This is a genomic window from Streptomyces clavuligerus, assembly GCF_005519465.1.
Taxonomy (GTDB): domain Bacteria; phylum Actinomycetota; class Actinomycetes; order Streptomycetales; family Streptomycetaceae; genus Streptomyces; species Streptomyces clavuligerus.
Genome location: NZ_CP027858.1, coordinates 1582835 through 1599946, shown reverse-complemented (window position 1 = coordinate 1599946; position 17112 = coordinate 1582835). Strand labels below are relative to the sequence as shown.

Below are 17112 nucleotides of genomic sequence, written 5' to 3'. Positions count from 1 at the left end.
TCCTTCGTGGGACGGGTCGTCCCCGGCGGTGCGCCGCCGGGCTTCAGCGCCGGGCGGCCTTCAGCGCCGGGTCGCCTTCAGAGCCGGGCGGCCTTCAGCGCCATATGGAGGAGGAGCCGGTCTTCGCCCTCGCTCAGCGTCAGACCGGTGAGCTGTTCCACCCGCGAGAGCCGGTAGTAGAGGGTCTGCCGGTGGATGCCGAGCGCCGCCGCCGTCCGCCCCGCCTGCCCCGCGCAGTCCAGGAAGACCTCGGCCGTCCGCGCCAGCTCCGTATGGGCGGGGTCGAGCAGGGTCCGCACGGCGGGGTCCTGCGCCCGCTCCGGGGGCAGCGCGGCCAGCATCCGGTACGGCCCGATCTCCGCCCAGCGCGCCACCGGCTCCGCGCCCGGCCGCGCCCGGGCCGCCCGCGCGGCGGCGGACGCCTCCCGCCAGGCCGTGTTCAGCCCGGTCAGCCCCTGCCGGGGGGCGCCGACGCCCACCGTGACCCCGGTGCCCGCCGCGGTGCGCAGCCGCTCGGCGACCGCGAGGGCGGGTGTCTGGGTGTCGGCCGCCCGCAGCCGCACCAGGACCGCGAGGGCCCGCGGGCCGTCCGCCTCCCGGTCCGGCCCGGTCCGCCGCTCGCGTCCCCCCGCCGCCGCCGATGGGGGTGCCCCACTGCCGGAACGGGCCCCTCCGGGGCCACCGCCCCCGCCTTCGCCGCCGTCCCCATTTCCGTTTCCGTTCCCCCGTCCGGGCGACCAGGGCGAGGACATCGTGCAGACGGCCGCGACCCCGGGCAGCGACCGGGCCGACGGCGGATCGGCGGGGGACCAGGGGACGACACAGAGGACGGCGTGCGGCCCGGCCGGTGCCCGCCCGTCCCCGCCCAGCGCGGTCCGCAGGGCCGCCACGGCCATGTCGTACTGCCAGCCGCGCTCCGCCGTCAGGACCGCCCGCAGCTCCCGGGAGAGGTCCGCGCCCGCCCGTTCCTCGTCCGCGAGCAGCGCCCCGATCCGGCCCGCCACCTCCATCGCGGCGTCGAGCTGGGCCCGGGTGGGACCCGGGGTGGAGTCCAGCAGCCAGACATAGCCGAGGACGACCCCCCGATGGCGTACGGGCAGACAGATCCGGTCACGGACGACGCCCGCCTCCGGGGCGGCGGGGATGCGCACCGGACCGGTCGCGCGGGCGATCCCGAACCCCTCGAACAGGGCCCGGACCGCCGGGGCGGAGGTTCTGGTGAGGATCGAACGGGTGCGGACCGGGTCCATCGCGCTGTCGTCGTCGCTGTCGTGCGCGCCGAAGGCGATCAGCCCGAAATCGCGGTTCTCCAGCGTGGCCGGGGCCGCCAGCAGCGTCGAGATCTCATCGACCAGATCCTGGTAATCACCCTTCATCAGGACATTCTGCCACGCCTTTCAGACAACTGTCTGAGATCCCGAACACGAATGCGTGACAGCTGTCGATGGCTGAGGATCGTAGGCGTTCCTTAGGTTTCACGGTGGTTCTCCGTGCCGTGACCGAAAGTGTTCCTTCCGGTCCTGCGCACCCGTCTCGTTCCTGAGTTCTTTCCGTGGAGGTGCCCAGTGCTGGGTCCCGTGATCCTCGCCGCGTCGCGCAGCGACAAGATGCGCAAAATCGTCTCCGCCGCGCCGGTGACCAAGCCTGTGGTGAATCGATTCATCCCCGGTGAGACCGTCGACCAGGTCGTCCCGATCGTCCGTGAGCTGGCGGACAAGGGCCTGGAGATCACCCTCGATGTGGTGGGCGAGGACATCACCGAGGTGGAGCAGTCCTACGCGGCCCGTGACGCCTACCTCGAACTGATCGGACGGCTGAAGGAGCTGAAGCTCGGCGAGCGCGCCGAGATGTCCGTCAAGCTGTCGATGTTCGGCCAGGCGCTGGAGAACGGCCATGAGCTGGCCCTCGCCAACGTCCGTCCGGTCGTCGAGGCCGCCGCCGCCATCGGCACCACGGTTACCCTGGACGCCGAGGACCACACCACCCTCGACTCGATGTTCGCCATCCACGAGGAGCTGCGGAAGGACTTTCCGCAGACCGGATGCGTCATCCAGGCGTACCTCTTCCGCACCGAGGACGACGCCCGCCGCCTGGCCGCCAATGGCAGCCGGGTCCGGATCGTGAAGGGCGCGTACAAGGAGCCGGCCGAGGTCGCCTACCAGAACAAGGCGGAGATCGACCAGGCGTATGTCCGGATTCTGAAGATCCTGATGGAGGGCTCGGGGTACCCGATGATCGGGTCCCACGACCCGCGCCTGATCGCCATCACCCAGGAGCTGGCCCGCCGCGCCGGGCGCAAGCTGGACGAGTACGAGTTCCAGATGCTCTACGGCATCCGCAGCGAGGAGCACGTCCGGCTGGCCGCCGAGGGCCACCGGATGCGCGTCTACACGGCGTACGGCACCGACTGGTACGGCTACTTCATGCGCCGTCTCGCGGAGAAGCCGGCGAACCTGCTCTTCTTCGTCCGCTCGATGATCACCAAGAACTAGGCCAAGGAGTTACCAGACCCATGGACGCAGTGACCACGGTTCCCGCGCCGGTCAACGAGCCGGTGCACGGCTACGCCCCGGGCAGCCCGGAGCGCGCCCGTCTGGAGGCGAAGCTCAAGGAACTGGCCGAGAACCCGATCGAGCTGCCGATGACCATCGGCGGCGTGCGGCGCATGGGCGGCGGCGAGCGCGTCGACGTCGTGCAGCCGCACAACCACAAGGCCGTCATCGGCACCTTCGCGGGCGCCACCCAGCAGGACGCCCAGGACGCGATCGACGCCGCCCTGGCCGCCGCCCCCGCCTGGCGCGCGATGTCCTTCGACGACCGCGCCGCGATCATCCTGCGCGCCGCCGAGCTGCTGGCGGGCCCCTGGCGCGAGACGCTGGCCGCCTCCACCATGCTGGGCCAGTCCAAGACCGCGCAGCAGGCCGAGATCGACACGCCCTGCGAGCTGGTCGACTTCTGGCGCTTCAATGTCGCCTACGCCCGCCAGATCCTCGCCGAGCAGCCCCCGGCGAACGCCCCGGGCGTGTGGAACCGGATGGACCACCGTCCGCTGGAGGGCTTCGTCTACGCGATCACGCCCTTCAACTTCACCGCGATCGCGGGCAACCTGCCGACCGCCCCGGCCCTCATGGGCAATGTGGTCGTGTGGAAGCCGTCCCCGACCCAGACCCACTCCGCGGTGCTGCTGATGCAGCTCCTGGAGGAGGCCGGTCTCCCCAAGGGTGTCATCAACCTGGTGACCGGTGACGGCATCGCCGTCTCCGAGGTGGCCCTGAACCACCGGGACCTGGCCGGTATCCACTTCACCGGTTCCACCCGCACCTTCCAGCACCTGTGGAAGACGGTCGGCACCAACATCGAGAAGTACCGCTCGTACCCGCGGATCGTCGGCGAGACCGGCGGCAAGGACTTCGTCGTCGCGCACCCGAGCGCCGACCGCGCCGTCCTGAAGACCGCGCTGACCCGCGGCTCCTTCGAGTTCCAGGGCCAGAAGTGCTCGGCCTCCTCCCGCGCGTACATCCCGGCGTCCATCTGGAACGACGGGTTCAAGGAGGAGTTCGCGGCCGAGGTCGACGGCATCACCATGGGTGACGTCACCGATCTGTCGAACTTCATCGGCGCCGTGATCGACGAGCGTTCCTTCGCGAAGAACAAGGCGGCGATCGACCGCGCCGCCGCCGACCCGAGCTGCACGATCGTCGCGGGCGGCACGTACGACGACTCGGTGGGCTACTTCGTCCGCCCGACGGTCATCGCGTGCACGGACCCGGAGAACGAGGTCTTCAAGGCCGAGTACTTCGGTCCGATCCTCGCGGTGTACGTGTACGAGGACGAGTCGGCCGACGGGTACGACGCGATGCTGACCCAGATGGAGTCGGTGTCGGACTACGCGCTGACGGGCGCGGTCATCTCGAACGACCGCGCCGCCGCCGCGTACACGATGGAGAAGCTGCGGTTCGCCGCGGGCAACTTCTACATCAACGACAAGTCGACCGGTGCGGTCGTCGGCCAGCAGCCGTTCGGCGGCGGCCGTGCCTCCGGCACCAACGACAAGGCGGGCGCGCCGCAGAACCTGATGCGCTGGACGCTGACCCGCGCGATCAAGGAGACGCTGGTCCCGCCGACGGACTACGCGTACCCGCACATGGGCTGATCACAGCCTGCCCGGGCCGATCCCGGCCCCACGAACCCGCCCCCGCTCCGGCCCCCACGCCGGAGACGGGGGCGGCTCCATCTCTCTTGATGGTCATCGACCATGATCGGTTGCCTGCCGTTCGGCGGCTTCCGAGATTTTTCTGATCGCCGCGAGCCGGGAGCCCCACACGGCGGCGGTCCGCTCCATCCACGCGGCGGTCGCGTCCATGGTCCCCGGCACCACCCGGTACCGGGCCTCCCGCCCCTGCCGCCACACCTCCACCAGCCCGGCGCGGTCCAGCACCCCGAGGTGTTTGACGATCGCCTGCCGGGTGACGGGCAGCTCCTGCGCCAGCACCGTGGCCGTGGAACTGCCCTGCCGTACGAGCGCGTCGAGTATCCGCCGCCGGGTGGGGTCCGCGAGCGCGGACAGCACCCGGGACACCGTCTCGTCGTCCGTCATCCGGAGAGTTTCTCGGTGTAGTCGCGAATATTCTCGACCTGCCCGGCCCAGCCGCCGTCATGACTCTCGTACGAGGCGGTCTCCCGCCGTTCCTCGGGAATCTCCAGCGCGGTGAATCCGGATTCCGTGACCCGTAGCCGGGTTCCTTCGCCTTCGGGGGTGAGGGTGAATTCCACAAGGGTGGAATTCCCGGGCACGGCTTGTTCACCGGGGTGGGCGGAGGCCCAGCGGTAGGAGAACCGATGCGGTGGTTCGACCTCCACGACAGTGGTGGGGAACTGCCCGTACTCCCCGTGATCGAGGAGCATCGTCCCCCCGGCCCGCAGCTCGACGGGGGTCGGCTCCCCCTGCCCGAACCACGCCCCGACATGCTCGGGCTCGGTGAGCACGGCCCACACCCGCTCGGGGGGTGCGGCGATGACGATCTCCTTCTCGATTCTGTCCGGAGTACTCATGGCGGTGCCTCCTTCTTCGGCTTCGGTGTGCTGTATCCATGTGCTATTTCACGGTTGCACGGCATGGTGAATACCGAAACTGGGAGGTTGCGGTGTGGGTGGGGTTAATTTGTTCGGGCGGGTCGTTCGCGGGTGTTCTTTTCTCCGATTCGGCTTGTGATCCAGACTTGGTCCCCTAGAGTCTCCACCAGTCCGTTGGACAGTCAGAGATATTCCAGTCCCAGGATGGATTTTGGGAGGGGTGGTTGAAAGTGGGGCGACCGAAGAAGGCTGCGCCCAGTGCCCGACAGCTGTTCGGTACGAAGCTCCGGCGCTACCGCGAGGACGCTGGGCTGACACAGGAAGCCCTGGGCTTGAAGGTGCAGATCAGCAAGAGTCATCTGTCGCGGATCGAGAACGCGGAGTACATGCCGCCGCCGGAGCTGCCGAAGGCTCTGGACGACTACTTCCAGACCGGGGGCATTTTCGCCGAGCTGTACGAGGTGTGCGTACTGGAGGTGTACCCGAATCAGTTCCGGCGCTCACTGGAGTTGGAGTCCCGAGCCCTTGTGATCAAGCAGTACTGCGGCCAACTGATCCCGGGGCTGCTCCAGACCGAGGCATACGCGCGGGCGCTCTTCGACGAGTTCAACCCTTACTTGAGCCCTGAAGAGATCGACGAATATGCGTCGGGCCGCATGGCACGGCAGGCTCGGCTGCGCGGCAAGGACGCCCCGGATTGCTCCTTCATCGTGGACGAGGCGGCCCTGATGCGCCGGGTCGGCGGTCCGGATGTCTGGCGGGAGCAGCTTGTCCGGCTGGCCGAGGAGACCGAAACCAAGGGCAGGATCGTGCAGATACTTCCGCTCGCGGCGGGCTGCCATGGGCTCATGGGCGGTTCGCTGGTGCTCATGGCTCTGGAGGAGGGCGTATGGACGGCTTACGAGGAATCCATTTCCACGGGGACGGTCCTGGAGGAGTACCGTGCCGTCTTGCGACGTGAGCAAGCCTACGGCCGGTTGATGGCCCGTGCGTGGTCGCCGGCGAGGACAGCGGAGCACATCCGGTCCCTTATCGAGGAGCATGCGACATGAGCCGTATCTCTGTCTCGTCCACCGAGCACACATGGGTCAAGTCCAGTTACTCCGGTGCGGGTGGCCACGACTGCGTGGAGTGGGCTCCGTCCATGGCCGCGATATCGGGCCGCGTCCCGGTCCGCGACAGCAAGTCCCCGCACCGTCCGGCGCTGGTCTTTCCGGCCGCCGGGTGGTCCTGTTTCGTGGACTTCGCCAAGGGGCGGTCCGTCTGACGCCGATGGCCCTCCGCCCGTGGGGAAGGAGGGCCGTCGGCGTTTTTGTCAGGCGCGGGACCGGGCCACCGGGCAGGAGAGCCCAGGGGCGGCCCGGTTCGGGGAGCATGTCACGAGGGCGACCGCGTGGAAGGCCGTCCCGTTCAGATAGTGGCCGAGGGAGACGTCCCCGCCCCAGGTGAGCCGTCCGACCACGGCTCGCTCCAGGAGGGCGAGCCGGTCGGGCTCCCGCTCGTCCGCCGAGGCGAACCGGGAAGCGAATCCGGCGAGCTGGAGCCGCAGCCAGGCACCGGCTTCCTTGGGCTCCTCCCAGGTGCCCCGGATGATCGACGGCGGCTTCAGGAGCCAGTGCGCCGTCTGGATCGGGGGAACCCCGGACACGGGGAACTCGGCCACGGCCTCCCGGTAGCGGTCGAAGACCTCCTTCTCACTGTTCGCGGTCGGGGCCTCGCCGGGCGGCCTGCGGATGCTCTCGCGGTCGAAGGTCTTCTTCTCGCCGACCCAGGTGTATCCGTGGTGGTGCACGGCGGGCGGGTCAGGCGGAGAGACCGAAGCGGCCCGGGTCGATGCCCGCCGCGTCCAGCTCCGCCGTGGTGAAGCGCAGCGGCTCGGCGCCGGGGCGCTTGGTGTCTCCCAGGGCCCAGGCGTCCGGTCCGATCCGCGCGAGGGTCACGCATGCCTCGCCGTCGGGGTGGGTGTTGCCGCCGCAGGCTTTCGAGAACACCACTGTGGCGAGGGAGAGTTCGTACAGCTCGGTCATGACCGTACCTTCCTGGTGTCCGACGGCTGTTGAACGCTGCCGTCATTCCGTGATGGAAGGCCCATGGTGTGTCCGCTCGGGTGGCCGGGCTAGCCGGTTTCCTGTTCGCGCAAGAAATCGTCCCGGATGGTCTCGACCAGGGACCGCATGGCGTCACCCGAAAGGGCGGATTCGCTGAAGCGCTCGAATTTATGCGCGTAGAGAGCGACGTCCTTGGGGTCGGTCACCATTATTTCTGCGTGAGCGGTTTCGATGGCCACTATGCGGTCATCCGTGATGCAGAACGAGTGGCTGGGAAAGTCGGTCTGCTGTGTGGCCAGTGCCACAACCCGGATGTCCACACCGGGCAATCGGGATGCCGAGATCAGCCGATCCAGTTGGCTTGCCATCATCAAGGGTGGAAGGACACGCCACCGGAGGACCGACTCCGTGATGACAAAACGAAACGTCTTCTCCCTTGAGTACAGCACTCGCTGGCGTGCGAGCCTCGCGCCGATGGTGCGTTCCAGTTCCACTTCCCCGAGGCTCTCGCGGGTGAAGACCGCCCTTACATACTCAGGTGTCTGAAGCAGACCGGGAATGAGTGCGGGCTGGAACAGGCGCAGCAGGGCGGTCTGCGCTTCGAGGGCCTGTACCTGCTGCTGTTTGCGGCTGTAGCCGAGGCGCCGCACGAGCCGCCATGCTGTGACCTCCGTGGCGGCTTCCCTCGCGACGGCCATGAACTCGGCCTTGGCCTCGTTGGACACCCCTATGGCCGTGAGGATGCAGTCGACGTCGGTGACGCTGGGGGCTGTGTTCCCGTTTTCGATCTTGGACAGCTTGGAAGAGGACATGGCAGCGCCGCGGGCGACTGCCTTGGCCTCCAGTCCGGAGGACTTCCGCAGCTCCCGCAGCGCTGAACCGAGGGTGGATCTGTTCACTCGCCGTGCTGCGCCCACCATTCGGGGAACGGCACCGCATGGGCCAGGGCGGTGTCCCGGTACGCCAGGAACCGGGCCAACTGGTCCTCGCCGAGGAAGTCGGAGCCCAGATACTTGCCGTTGCCGTCGTAGCTCATGGCGCTGATGACACTCTCGTCGAAGAGCCAGAAGTCCGGGGCTTCCGGGATCGGGTTCTCCCGGTTCGTGGTGTCCAGGATGAAGAACTCTTCCCCTGCCGTCATGTTGCGGTGGTAGCCCCAGGAGAGTTCGAACCGCAGATAGTCGGTGAGCGGCCGGGACAGGATATGTACCCGGTACATGCGCCTGCCCGACCCGGTGGCGTTTCCGACCGTCGTCACCCAGTCGTCCGTCGCGTACCCCTCGGGCTGAGGCTTACCAGCGATGAAAGCCTGGTACGCGGCGACGCCGCCCGACTTGCTGTAGTCGTCCAGGGTCTCCAGCCGGAAGGCTTCCCGCTCGAAGTCGGTGAACCAGTCTCCCAGCGTCCTAGATGAGGTTGTCACGAATGGCCTTTCGGATGATGTCGATGGGGACCTCCACCAGGGCTTCGTGGGGAGGAATCTTCAACCCGTGATCGGTCAGGATGTTCCCCTGGAAGGCGAGCGTTGCCCGGTCCGTGGCGTAGATCGCCGGACACTCGCCGTCTTCGCACTCTCCCACCAGCCGTGTCAGTGCCACAACGTGCCCCCTCAGTGTCGGGTTTCAGGTCTGATGTTCGTGGCTTCAGCCGTGCGGAAACAAGAGGTTCGGGTTTCCGTTACTGGAAATCGTTTGCAGGAACGATTGCCCGGGCGTCCGCCGTGATGAGGAGTGCGCGGAGATCCATCGATGCCAGGGTTGAGCAGGCCCTCAGCGAGGGCGGAGGCTTGGTCGACGGAAGGGGACGGGCGATGAGGACAGTGGGGATCGGCGCGGGGGTTCGGAGGCTGGGGCGGGCCGTGGTCATGGCGGCGGCCGTGGGTGGGCTGGTGCTCGGGTCGGCGGGGGCTTCGAACGCGGCGGGGGTGATGACCGGGGCGAAGTTCACGCAGATCCAGTTCGGGATGACACGTCAGCAGGTCCTCGACATAGCCGGTGCGGAGAACTGTGAGACCGGCGGGTCGTTCGGGGACAGCATCCACTGCCGGGGGCACGCGGCAGGGGACTACTACGCCTACGCCACCTTCGGCTTCACCAGCGCCGCCGCCGACGCGAAGGTGGACTCGAAGAGCCAGGAGAAGCTGCTGGCCCCGAGCGCCCCGACGCTCACCCTCGCCAAGTTCAACCAGGTCACCGTGGGGATGACCAGGGCCCAGGTACTGGCGACCGTCGGGCAGGGGTCCTGCACCACCTGGAGTGAGTACTACCCGGCCTATCCGTCGACGGCCGGGGTGACCCTCAGCCTGTCCTGCTTCGATGTGGACGGTTACTCGTCGACGGGGTTCTACCGAGGCTCGGCGCACCTCTGGTTCACGGACGGGGTGCTTCAGGGCAAGCGGCAGTGGGACCTTGTATAAGGACGCGGTTTCACTGTGCGGGGCGGATCACCCGGTGATCCGCCCCGCACGGCCATGAACCAGGGGGATGGGAAACATCAGTACGTCAGAAATTCTCGTCGCCGAAGGAGTCGACCTCTCCTACGGCGATCAGCCCGCCGTGCGGGATGCCCGGATCTCGGTGGTACCGGGGGAGGTCGTCGCGATCACCGGGCAGAGCGGGTCCGGGAAGTCGTCGCTCCTCTACTGCCTGGCGGGGGTGGTGCCCGTCAGCCGGGGGCGGGTGCGGTTCGAGGGGCGCGTCATCGGGGGGATGTCCGACGACGAGGTCAGCGCGCTGCGGCGGGAACGGTTCGGATTTGTCTTCCAGTACGGGGAGTTGCTTCCCGAGCTGACCATCGAGGAGAACACCGCGCTGCCGCTGCGCCTGGCGGGCAGAGTCAGCGGGTCGCGGTGGCGCGGGCGCTGGTGCACCGGCCCGCCGTGGTCTTCGCCGACGAGCCGACCGGCTCACTGGACAGCGCCAACGCCACCGCCGTGCTGAAGGAGTTCCTCGGGCTGGCCCGTTCGCAGCGCACGGCGGTGATCCTGGTGACCCACGACGGCGCGGTGGCGGAGCAGGCGGACACCCGTTACACGATGACCGACGGCGTCCTCTCCCCCTGGGGGGAGCGGTGACCGAGTTCCTGCTCGGACTGCGGCTGCTCGCCGGTTCGGGGCGGGGCAACCGCGTCCGCTTCCTGCTGATGGCGGTCGGCGGGTCGGTCGGGGTCTGCTGCCTGGCCCTCGTCCTCACCCTTCCCGCGATCCTCGACGCGCACAACGGACGGGCCGCGGCCCGGCAGCCGGTGACCGCGGCGAAGGGACCGGCGGACGGCACCCTCGTGCTCCCGCGTTCGGACGCGTACGGCTCCCACTCGTTCACCCGGGTCTTCGTGGCCCGAGGCCCGGGGCAGGACACCCCCGCCCCGCCCGGTCTGCGGGAACTGCCCCGCCCCGGAGAGGTGTTCGTCTCCCCGCGCGTCCGTGAGCTGCTACGGGAGGCGCCCGCCGTCAAGGGACTGCTTCCCGGTGATGAGAAGGGGACGATCGGCCCCGGCGGTCTGGCCCACCCCGACGAGCTGTACGCGTACATCGGCACCACCCGCGACCGGCTGGACGGCGAAGGACGGCACCTCAAGGGCTTCGGCTACCGCTACGCCCCGAACCCGGTGGTCGACCCGTCCACCCTGACGGACGTACGGTTCGCGCTGGCGACCCTGGTCCTGCTGCCGCTGGGCATCTTCCTCTCCGTCTGCGCCCGGCTGTCCGCGGCCAGCCGCACCCGCAGACTGGCCTCGCTGCGGCTGCTGGGCCTGAGCAAGAAGGGCACCCAGCGGGTGAACGCCGCCGAGACCACCGCCGCCGCGCTGACCGGGGCGGCCCTCGGCCTGGGCGAGTACACGCTGCTCAACCAGGTGATGTCCCGGACCGGGCTGCCCTCCCTGCGGTGGTACCCCGAGGACGGCGCGCTCTCCGCGACCACCGTCGCCGTCTGTCTGATCGGCTGCCCGGCCCTCGCCTGGCTCGTCGGCCGCCGCAGCGCGCGGGACGCCACCGCCGACCCGCTGGCCGTCCGGCGCACCGCCGTCGCGCGCCCGCCGACCAAGTGGTTCGGCCTGCTGCTGCTCGCGGGCCTGGGAATCGTCTGCGGCTACTGCCTCACGGGCCTGCTGGGACGTCCCGCGTCCAGCGTCGGGGTGAACGCGCTCCTCGTGGTCGCGGGTGTGCTGCTCACCGGGGTCGGGCTGGTGCTCACCCTGCCCTATCTGTCGTACGCGCTCGCCCGCGCGCTCGCGGGGTCGACCCGTTCCCTCACCCTCAATCTGGCCATGCGGCGCAACGAGGCCGAGCCCGGCAGCACCCTGCGGGTGGTCACGGGGCTGGTCCTGCTGGTGTACGCCGCGTCCCTCGCTCAGGGGGTGCTCATCCAGCTCGACCAGGTCAGCCGGCCCTCCGGCCCCGTTCAGGACTACTCCCTGGCCCTGCACGAGCTGACCGAGCGGCAGCGGCAGGAGCTGGGCGGACTGGACGGGGTCCGCACCCGGGCCGTGATGATGAACTCCTGGGTGGATCTGCGGGCGGAGAGCCCCGACGCGGCGTTCGCCTCGTCGGCGACCGCCCTGGTCGCCACCTGCGATGAGCTGGAACGGATGGTCCGTACCGCAGAGGGGTGTGTGGACGGCAGGGTGATGCGGCTCGACGACCCCAACTCCAGCCTGGGGAGCCGGATCGCCACCGGCACGGTCTTCCGTTTCCGCCACACCGGGGGGAAGGACGGGAAGCTGGACATCGCCTACCCGGCCGAACGCGTCGTCTACAGCGGATACGGAACCTCCTCCGTCGGCAACGCGCTGCTGCTCGTCCCGCCCTCCGCGCTGCCCGGCGGGGTGAGCCCCCGGGACGCGCAGTACGTGCTCACCAGCGGGTCGGCGCCGGACCAGGTCCGCGCGGTGCTCGACGGTATCGGGGCGGTGGCCCCGATCGCCGAGGTCGAGCTGGTGGGGCTGAACATCCAGGGGCTGGAACAGATATCGGTGGTCGAGACCCTGCTCGCACTCGGTATGGCCATGGGCCTGCTGATCGGGGTGGCCGCCTTCCTGGTCTCCGCGACCGACCGGGCGGTGGAGCGCAGATCGCAGATCACGGCCGTCACCCTGATCGGGGCACGGGCGCGGACCCTGCGCACGGTGCAGTGTCTTCAGGTGGTGCTGCCCCTCGGGCTGGGGCTGGTCCTCGCGGTGATCACCGGCAAGCTCGCCGAGTCGAGCTATCTGATCACCGGTGGCTCCGCGGTGAGCTGGGACGTCGAGGGGCTGCCGCCGCTGCTCCTCGCCGCGGCCGGTGTGGTCCTGGTGGCCGCGGCCGGGTCGTTGCCGCTGGTGGGCCGCCGGATCGACCCGGAGCTGATCCGCCGCGACTGAGGGCTGAAGGACCGAAGGACCGGTACGACGGGAGGCGGGTTCACGGCGGTGTCCCCGGCGCTCAGCAGCTCGTACGGCCCGGGTGCCAGCGGCACGCCGTCGCCGCGAAGCCGCCGTCGGCGACCACCGGGAGGGTGAGGGTGGCGCCGCCGTGCGCGGGGCGGGTCTCGCGGCGGAGGCCGGACGGGCCGTCCGTCACCGTCTCGACCAGCCAGCGGCCCCGGCCGATCCGCAGCGGGACCTCCACCGTCCGCGCCGGGCCCGCCTGGATGGCGCCGAGGAACCAGCGCGGTCCGGCGCGGCGGGCGAGCACCGCGAGGGTGCCGGGAGCGCCTGTCAGCAGCCGGGTCTCGTCCCAGGCCGCGGGGAGGCGCTCCAGGAAGCGCCGGGCCTCGGGGCGGGCGTCGTACGACTCGGGGGTGCCGGAGAGGTTCTGGACGCCGGACTCGTACAGCACCGCGAGCCCCAGTTCACCGGCGTCGGAGGCGGCGTTGGGGCGGGCGGGGCGGTGGAAGGAGCCCGGGGTGAAGTCCATCGAGCCGATGACGTTCCGGGTGAAGGGCAGGATGGTCAGGTGCTCGGCGGTGTTGACGCGCTTCTCCTCGCCGTTGACGCCCTCCAGGGTCATGACATGCGGCCAGGTGCGCTGCATGCCCTTGGGGATCGTGGAGCCGTGGAAGTTGACCAGGAGCCGGTGCTCCGCCGTGGCCGGGAGGATCTCGTCGTACCAGCGCAGCCGGTCCTGTGACTCCGAGTCCATGAAGTCGATCTTCACGCCCTTGACGCCCCAGCGGTGGAGCACCGGCAGCCAGCGCTCCCGCTCCTGCGCGGTGTCCAGATCGCGGTAGTGAATCCATACATGGACGCCGACCCCGCGCGCCGCGCCGTACCGCACCAACTCCGGTATCCAGCTGTTCCGTTCCCACTCCGGGTCGGTGACGTCCCACTGCCGGGGGTCGAAGTACCAGCCCGCGTCGACGACGGTGTACGGCCAGCCGCGCGCCGCCGCGTAGTCGGCGTACGCCTTCTGCATCGGCAGGCTCTGGCCCGCGGGACGGCCCCCGGCGAGCCAGGTCCACAGGGCGGGTCCTGGGCGGACCCAGGAGGTGTCGCGGACCCGGGAGGCTGGGGCGAGGTCGTCGATGAGGGTGGAGCGGGTGATCCGGGCCGGGTCGCCGGTGATCACGGCGCGCCAGGGGGTGTCGAGGCGTCCGCCGTCGACGGCGATCCGCGCGTCCCAGAGCCGGACCCCGTACACCGGCGATCCGGCGGTATGCGTGAGCCGGGCACCCGCGTAGGCGCCGGTGAGGCCGGACTCGGCGATCAGGGCGTGGCCGCCGGGGGTGCGGAAGAGCGACTGCATCATGTACTCGCCCGTGGGCGCCGCTGCGGCGGGGTACGCGGTGAACAGGTTCTCGTTGTCGGCGCGGTAGCGCCCCAGCCAGGAGTCCGAGCCCGCCGGGAGGACGAAGGCGGAGGACTCGCCCGTGACCGTGCCGGTCGCGCCGGTGTCGGGGAGGGTGTAGCGGTAGGCCACGCCGTCGGGGGCGACCCGGACCGTCAGATCCAGCCGGGTGCCGTCGGCGGTACGGAAGCCCCAGCGGGTCTCGGCCAGCCGCGTTCGGCGGTCGCGGCTCTTGCCTGTGGTGGTGCGATAGCGCTCCACCACGGTCCGGCTGCTCCGGCTCACCGGCCGTAAACCACGGGAGAGATCGGCTCTTTCGGTGAGAAGCCCCAGGGGTGAAGGCTCCAGGACGGTGCGTCCGTGTCGTTCGACGGCCAGAGTGAGGGAGCCGGGACCCGGTGCCAGGGCGACCCGCGCGACCAGCCCGTCCGTCCCATGTATCCGCCAGACCTGCTCGTCGGGGAGGGAGTGGGCCGGGGGAGCGAGCAGCAGGGCGGTGGTGAGCGCGCCGCAGAGCGGCAGGACGAGCGTGCGGAGCGGGCGTCGTAACGGCATGGGACCTCCCGGGCCGGTCATCCGATGACTCGGAGGATGGAGGCAGGGGAGACGGCCGTCAAGGGCGTGGCCCCGGCGACCCGGGTGCCGTGCCGGTGCCCTTCCGTTCCGCCGGGCCCGGCGTCGCGGACGCGGCCCTGCGGCACCCGGGCGGGGGCGGGGGCGCGGCGGGGCCGGTAAATCGGTGCGTGCGCGGCGGGGGGCCTGGAAGGCTCGGTCCATGACCGACGCGCTGCGCACCCTCCACACCAGTTCCCTCACCCCCGCCGAACTCACCGATATCCGCGCCCTCCTGGACGGCTGCTTCCGGGGCGATCTCGACGACGACGACTTCGATCACCTGCTCGGCGGGATGCACACTCTGGTGCGGGACGCCGAGGGCCGGATGGTCGCCCACGGCAGTGTGATCATGCGCCGGGTGCGGCACGGCGACCGGTTCCACCGGGTCGGCTATGTGGAGGCGATGGCCGTCCGCGAGGACCGGCGCCGCGAGGGGCTCGGCTCCCGGGTGATGGACGAGCTGGAGGGGATCATCGACCGTGCCTACGACTTCGGCGCGCTGTCCGCGTCCGCCCTGGGCGAGCTGCTCTACCGTTCGCGCGGCTGGTGGGCCTGGCCGGGGCGGATCGAGGGGATCGGGCCGCAGGGGCTGGTGCACCTCCCGGACGAGGAGGGCACCGTTCTCGTCCGTGGCGCGGTGCCCGGGGACAGGGGCGCGCTGGCCTTCGACTGGCGCGACGGCGATGTGCTCTGACATGTCGGCGGGCTCCGGCGTACCGGCGGGGGCTCCGGCATGCCGGCGTGCCCCGATATGCCGGTGTGCTCCGGCATACCGGCCTGCCGTGAGTCCGGGCGGGCTGTGAATCCTGGCCTGGGGTGAGTCCGGGCGGGCCGTGAGTCCGGGCCTGCGGTGAGTCCGGGCGGGGCCGTGCACCCGGGCGGGGGGCCGCGTATCCGGGCGGGGGCCGCGAATCCACCGCTCCCACCAGCGGCTTCCATGATTTCCGTCTCAGATAGTAGGAAGTCCGACTAGTTGTGGAGACAGCGGCGCCCGGCTGGCTTAGCGTGGAAACCAGCCGAACGTCTCGCTCGATCCAGCGAAGGGCGATGTCGGCCGTGCGCCACGCAGGTCACCCCTGCCGCACGGCCCCCGCCCCCTCCGGCGCCTTCGAAATCCCGTGATCGTGTGATTTCCGTCGTGTGATCTTCAAGGAGTCGATCCTCATGCCTGCCGAGACCGTCCGCCGCGCCCGCCGCTCCGCCGCCCGTGCCGTCCGCACCACCGAGTCCGACCGCAGGAACGCCGCGGCGGCCCTCCAGCGCGCACTCGACCGCCGGGACAACGGGGGCGCCGCCGGATGAACAGGCCCCGTTGGGACCGCGGTCGGGCCCTGACCAGGGTCTGACCAGGCCCTGGGGCACTTCGTCCAGACCGGGCTTCGTCCATATGGTGGACGACGTCTGCTCATGGTCTGGGACGGGGAGTAGGGTGCGGGCATGTCTCGCAGCCTCAACATCGCAGTGATCCCCGGTGACGGCATCGGCCAGGAGGTCGTGGCCCAGGGCCTGAAGGTCCTCTCGGCCGTCCTTCCGCAGGATGTGAAGGTGGAGACCACCCCCTACGACCTCGGCGCCCAGCGCTGGCACCGCACGGGGGAGACCCTTCCCGACGCGGACCTCGACGCCCTGAAGGGCCACGACGCCATCCTCCTCGGCGCCATCGGCGACCCGTCGGTGCCCTCCGGAGTGCTGGAGCGCGGGCTGCTGCTCAAGCTCCGCTTCGCCTTCGACCACTACATCAACCTGCGGCCCTCGAAGCTCTTCCCGAACACCGCGACCCCGCTGGCGGGACAGCCCGAGATCGACTTCGTCGTCGTCCGCGAGGGCACCGAGGGCCCCTACACGGGCAACGGCGGCTCGCTGCGCACCGGTACCCCCGCCGAGGTGGCCACCGAGGTCAGCGTGAACACCGCGTACGGCGTGGAGCGCGTGGTCCGGGACGCCTTCGAGCGGGCCGCGGCCCGGCCCCGCAAGAAGCTGACGCTGGTCCACAAGAACAATGTGCTCGTGTACGCGGGCCATCTGTGGAAGAACACCTTCGACCGGGTTGCCGCCGAGTACCCCCAGGTCACCACCGACTATCTGCATGTCGACGCGGCGACGATCTTCTTCGTCACCCAGCCCGAGCGCTTCGACGTCATCGTCACCGACAACCTCTTCGGCGACATCCTGACCGACCTCGCCGCCGCCGTGACCGGCGGTATCGGCCTGGCGGCCTCCGGCAACATCAACCCGACGGGCGCCTTCCCGTCGATGTTCGAGCCGGTGCACGGCTCCGCGCCCGACATCGCGGGCACCGGCAAGGCCGACCCCACCGCCACGATCCTCTCCGTCGCCCTCCTCCTGCGGCACCTCGGCTTCGAGGCCGAGGCCGCCCGGATCGAGGAGGCCGTCTCCGCCGACCTCGCGGAACGGGACGGCACGTTCCGCACCACGGACGAGATCGGCGACGCGCTCGCGGTACGCGTAGCGAGCTGACCCGACGATTCCTCGAAGCCGCCGGGTCGCCAAGCGCCCGGCGGCTTCGCTCTGCGCGGCCCCGGGTGCCACCATCCAACCGGGACCGCTTTCACCCCTTCCACCCTGTTTCTTGCGCCGAGGCATTCGAGCGAT

18 protein-coding genes and 1 pseudogene are annotated in these 17112 nt (G+C 70.1%); 10 read left to right on the top strand and 9 right to left on the bottom strand.

Annotated features, from left to right (window positions below; translation table 11 throughout):
- Positions 1–77 precede the first annotated feature (77 nt).
- On the bottom strand, positions 78–1376 hold the full coding sequence (locus CRV15_RS06370; protein WP_003961951.1) for a PucR family transcriptional regulator: 1299 nt from the start codon (positions 1374–1376) through the stop codon (positions 78–80).
- Positions 1377–1565: 189 nt separating this feature from the next.
- On the opposite strand from CRV15_RS06370, the gene CRV15_RS06365 reads away from it, so the two are divergent.
- Positions 1566–2492, top strand: coding sequence for a proline dehydrogenase family protein (locus tag CRV15_RS06365; RefSeq protein ID WP_003957823.1), 927 nt, complete (start codon positions 1566–1568; stop codon positions 2490–2492).
- A gap of 20 nt (positions 2493–2512) precedes the next feature.
- Positions 2513–4153 (top strand): L-glutamate gamma-semialdehyde dehydrogenase, encoded by a 1641-nt coding sequence (pruA, locus tag CRV15_RS06360; RefSeq protein ID WP_003957822.1) that lies wholly within the window; start codon positions 2513–2515, stop codon positions 4151–4153.
- A 93-nt stretch (positions 4154–4246) separates the two neighbouring features.
- On the opposite strand, the gene CRV15_RS06355 is transcribed toward pruA, so the two are convergent.
- Positions 4247–4597, bottom strand: coding sequence for an ArsR/SmtB family transcription factor (locus tag CRV15_RS06355; protein WP_003957821.1), 351 nt, complete (start codon positions 4595–4597; stop codon positions 4247–4249).
- Positions 4594–5052, bottom strand: a complete 459-nt coding sequence (locus CRV15_RS06350; protein WP_003957820.1) for an SRPBCC family protein — start codon at positions 5050–5052, stop codon at positions 4594–4596. Before CRV15_RS06350 ends, CRV15_RS06355 begins: the two co-directional genes overlap by 4 nt.
- 251 nt (positions 5053–5303) lie before the next feature.
- Between CRV15_RS06350 and CRV15_RS06345 the strand changes: the two genes are divergently transcribed.
- Both CRV15_RS06345 and CRV15_RS06340 read left to right on the top strand, forming a co-directional pair.
- Entirely contained in the window at positions 5304–6125 is an 822-nt protein-coding gene (locus tag CRV15_RS06345) for a helix-turn-helix domain-containing protein (protein ID WP_009997631.1), read from the top strand.
- Entirely contained in the window at positions 6122–6340 is a 219-nt protein-coding gene (locus tag CRV15_RS06340; RefSeq protein ID WP_003957818.1) for a DUF397 domain-containing protein, read from the top strand. Before CRV15_RS06345 ends, CRV15_RS06340 begins: the two co-directional genes overlap by 4 nt.
- A 48-nt stretch (positions 6341–6388) precedes the next feature.
- On the opposite strand, the gene CRV15_RS06335 is transcribed toward CRV15_RS06340, so the two are convergent.
- The 5 genes from CRV15_RS06335 to CRV15_RS06315 all read right to left on the bottom strand — a co-directional run bounded on the left by CRV15_RS06335 (position 6389) and on the right by CRV15_RS06315 (position 8719).
- On the bottom strand, positions 6389–6865 hold the full coding sequence (locus tag CRV15_RS06335) for a hypothetical protein (RefSeq protein ID WP_003957817.1): 477 nt from the start codon (positions 6863–6865) through the stop codon (positions 6389–6391).
- 10 nt (positions 6866–6875) lie between these two features.
- Positions 6876–7100, bottom strand: coding sequence for a DUF397 domain-containing protein (locus tag CRV15_RS06330; RefSeq protein WP_003957815.1), 225 nt, complete (start codon positions 7098–7100; stop codon positions 6876–6878).
- 89 nt (positions 7101–7189) lie between these two features.
- Positions 7190–8020, bottom strand: coding sequence for a helix-turn-helix domain-containing protein (locus CRV15_RS06325; protein ID WP_003957814.1), 831 nt, complete (start codon positions 8018–8020; stop codon positions 7190–7192).
- Positions 8017–8544: a DUF6879 family protein gene (locus CRV15_RS06320; protein ID WP_003957812.1), complete on the bottom strand. Its 528-nt coding sequence runs from the start codon at positions 8542–8544 to the stop codon at positions 8017–8019. Before CRV15_RS06320 ends, CRV15_RS06325 begins: the two co-directional genes overlap by 4 nt.
- Positions 8528–8719: a hypothetical protein gene (locus tag CRV15_RS06315; protein ID WP_003957810.1), complete on the bottom strand. Its 192-nt coding sequence runs from the start codon at positions 8717–8719 to the stop codon at positions 8528–8530. Before CRV15_RS06315 ends, CRV15_RS06320 begins: the two co-directional genes overlap by 17 nt.
- 212 nt (positions 8720–8931) lie before the next feature.
- On the opposite strand from CRV15_RS06315, the gene CRV15_RS06310 reads away from it, so the two are divergent.
- The 3 genes and pseudogenes from CRV15_RS06310 to CRV15_RS06295 all read left to right on the top strand — a co-directional run bounded on the left by CRV15_RS06310 (position 8932) and on the right by CRV15_RS06295 (position 12479).
- The gene (locus CRV15_RS06310; protein WP_044955856.1) at positions 8932–9537 is read left to right on the top strand and encodes a beta-lactamase inhibitory protein BLIP; all 606 of its coding nucleotides are present in this window, start codon (positions 8932–8934) and stop codon (positions 9535–9537) included.
- A 67-nt stretch (positions 9538–9604) separates the two neighbouring features.
- Positions 9605–10194: pseudogene (locus CRV15_RS06305) on the top strand (ABC transporter ATP-binding protein).
- Complete coding sequence (locus CRV15_RS06295; protein ID WP_003957807.1) at positions 10191–12479, top strand: FtsX-like permease family protein; 2289 nt, start codon at positions 10191–10193, stop codon at positions 12477–12479. Before CRV15_RS06305 ends, CRV15_RS06295 begins: the two are co-directional and overlap by 4 nt.
- Before the next feature lie 61 nt (positions 12480–12540).
- On the opposite strand, the gene CRV15_RS06290 is transcribed toward CRV15_RS06295, so the two are convergent.
- Entirely contained in the window at positions 12541–14439 is a 1899-nt protein-coding gene (locus tag CRV15_RS06290; protein ID WP_009997638.1) for a glycoside hydrolase family 97 protein, read from the bottom strand.
- 220 nt (positions 14440–14659) lie between these two features.
- Between CRV15_RS06290 and CRV15_RS06285 the strand changes: the two genes are divergently transcribed.
- The 3 genes from CRV15_RS06285 (at position 14660) to CRV15_RS06280 (ending at position 16977) form a co-directional block, all read left to right on the top strand.
- Positions 14660–15193: a GNAT family N-acetyltransferase gene (locus tag CRV15_RS06285; RefSeq protein ID WP_003961955.1), complete on the top strand. Its 534-nt coding sequence runs from the start codon at positions 14660–14662 to the stop codon at positions 15191–15193.
- A 470-nt stretch (positions 15194–15663) separates the two neighbouring features.
- Positions 15664–15801, top strand: coding sequence for a hypothetical protein (locus CRV15_RS35845; RefSeq protein ID WP_162925183.1), 138 nt, complete (start codon positions 15664–15666; stop codon positions 15799–15801).
- Between the two features lie 135 nt (positions 15802–15936).
- Positions 15937–16977 (top strand): 3-isopropylmalate dehydrogenase, encoded by a 1041-nt coding sequence (locus tag CRV15_RS06280; RefSeq protein WP_003957803.1) that lies wholly within the window; start codon positions 15937–15939, stop codon positions 16975–16977.
- Positions 16978–17112 lie beyond the last annotated feature (135 nt).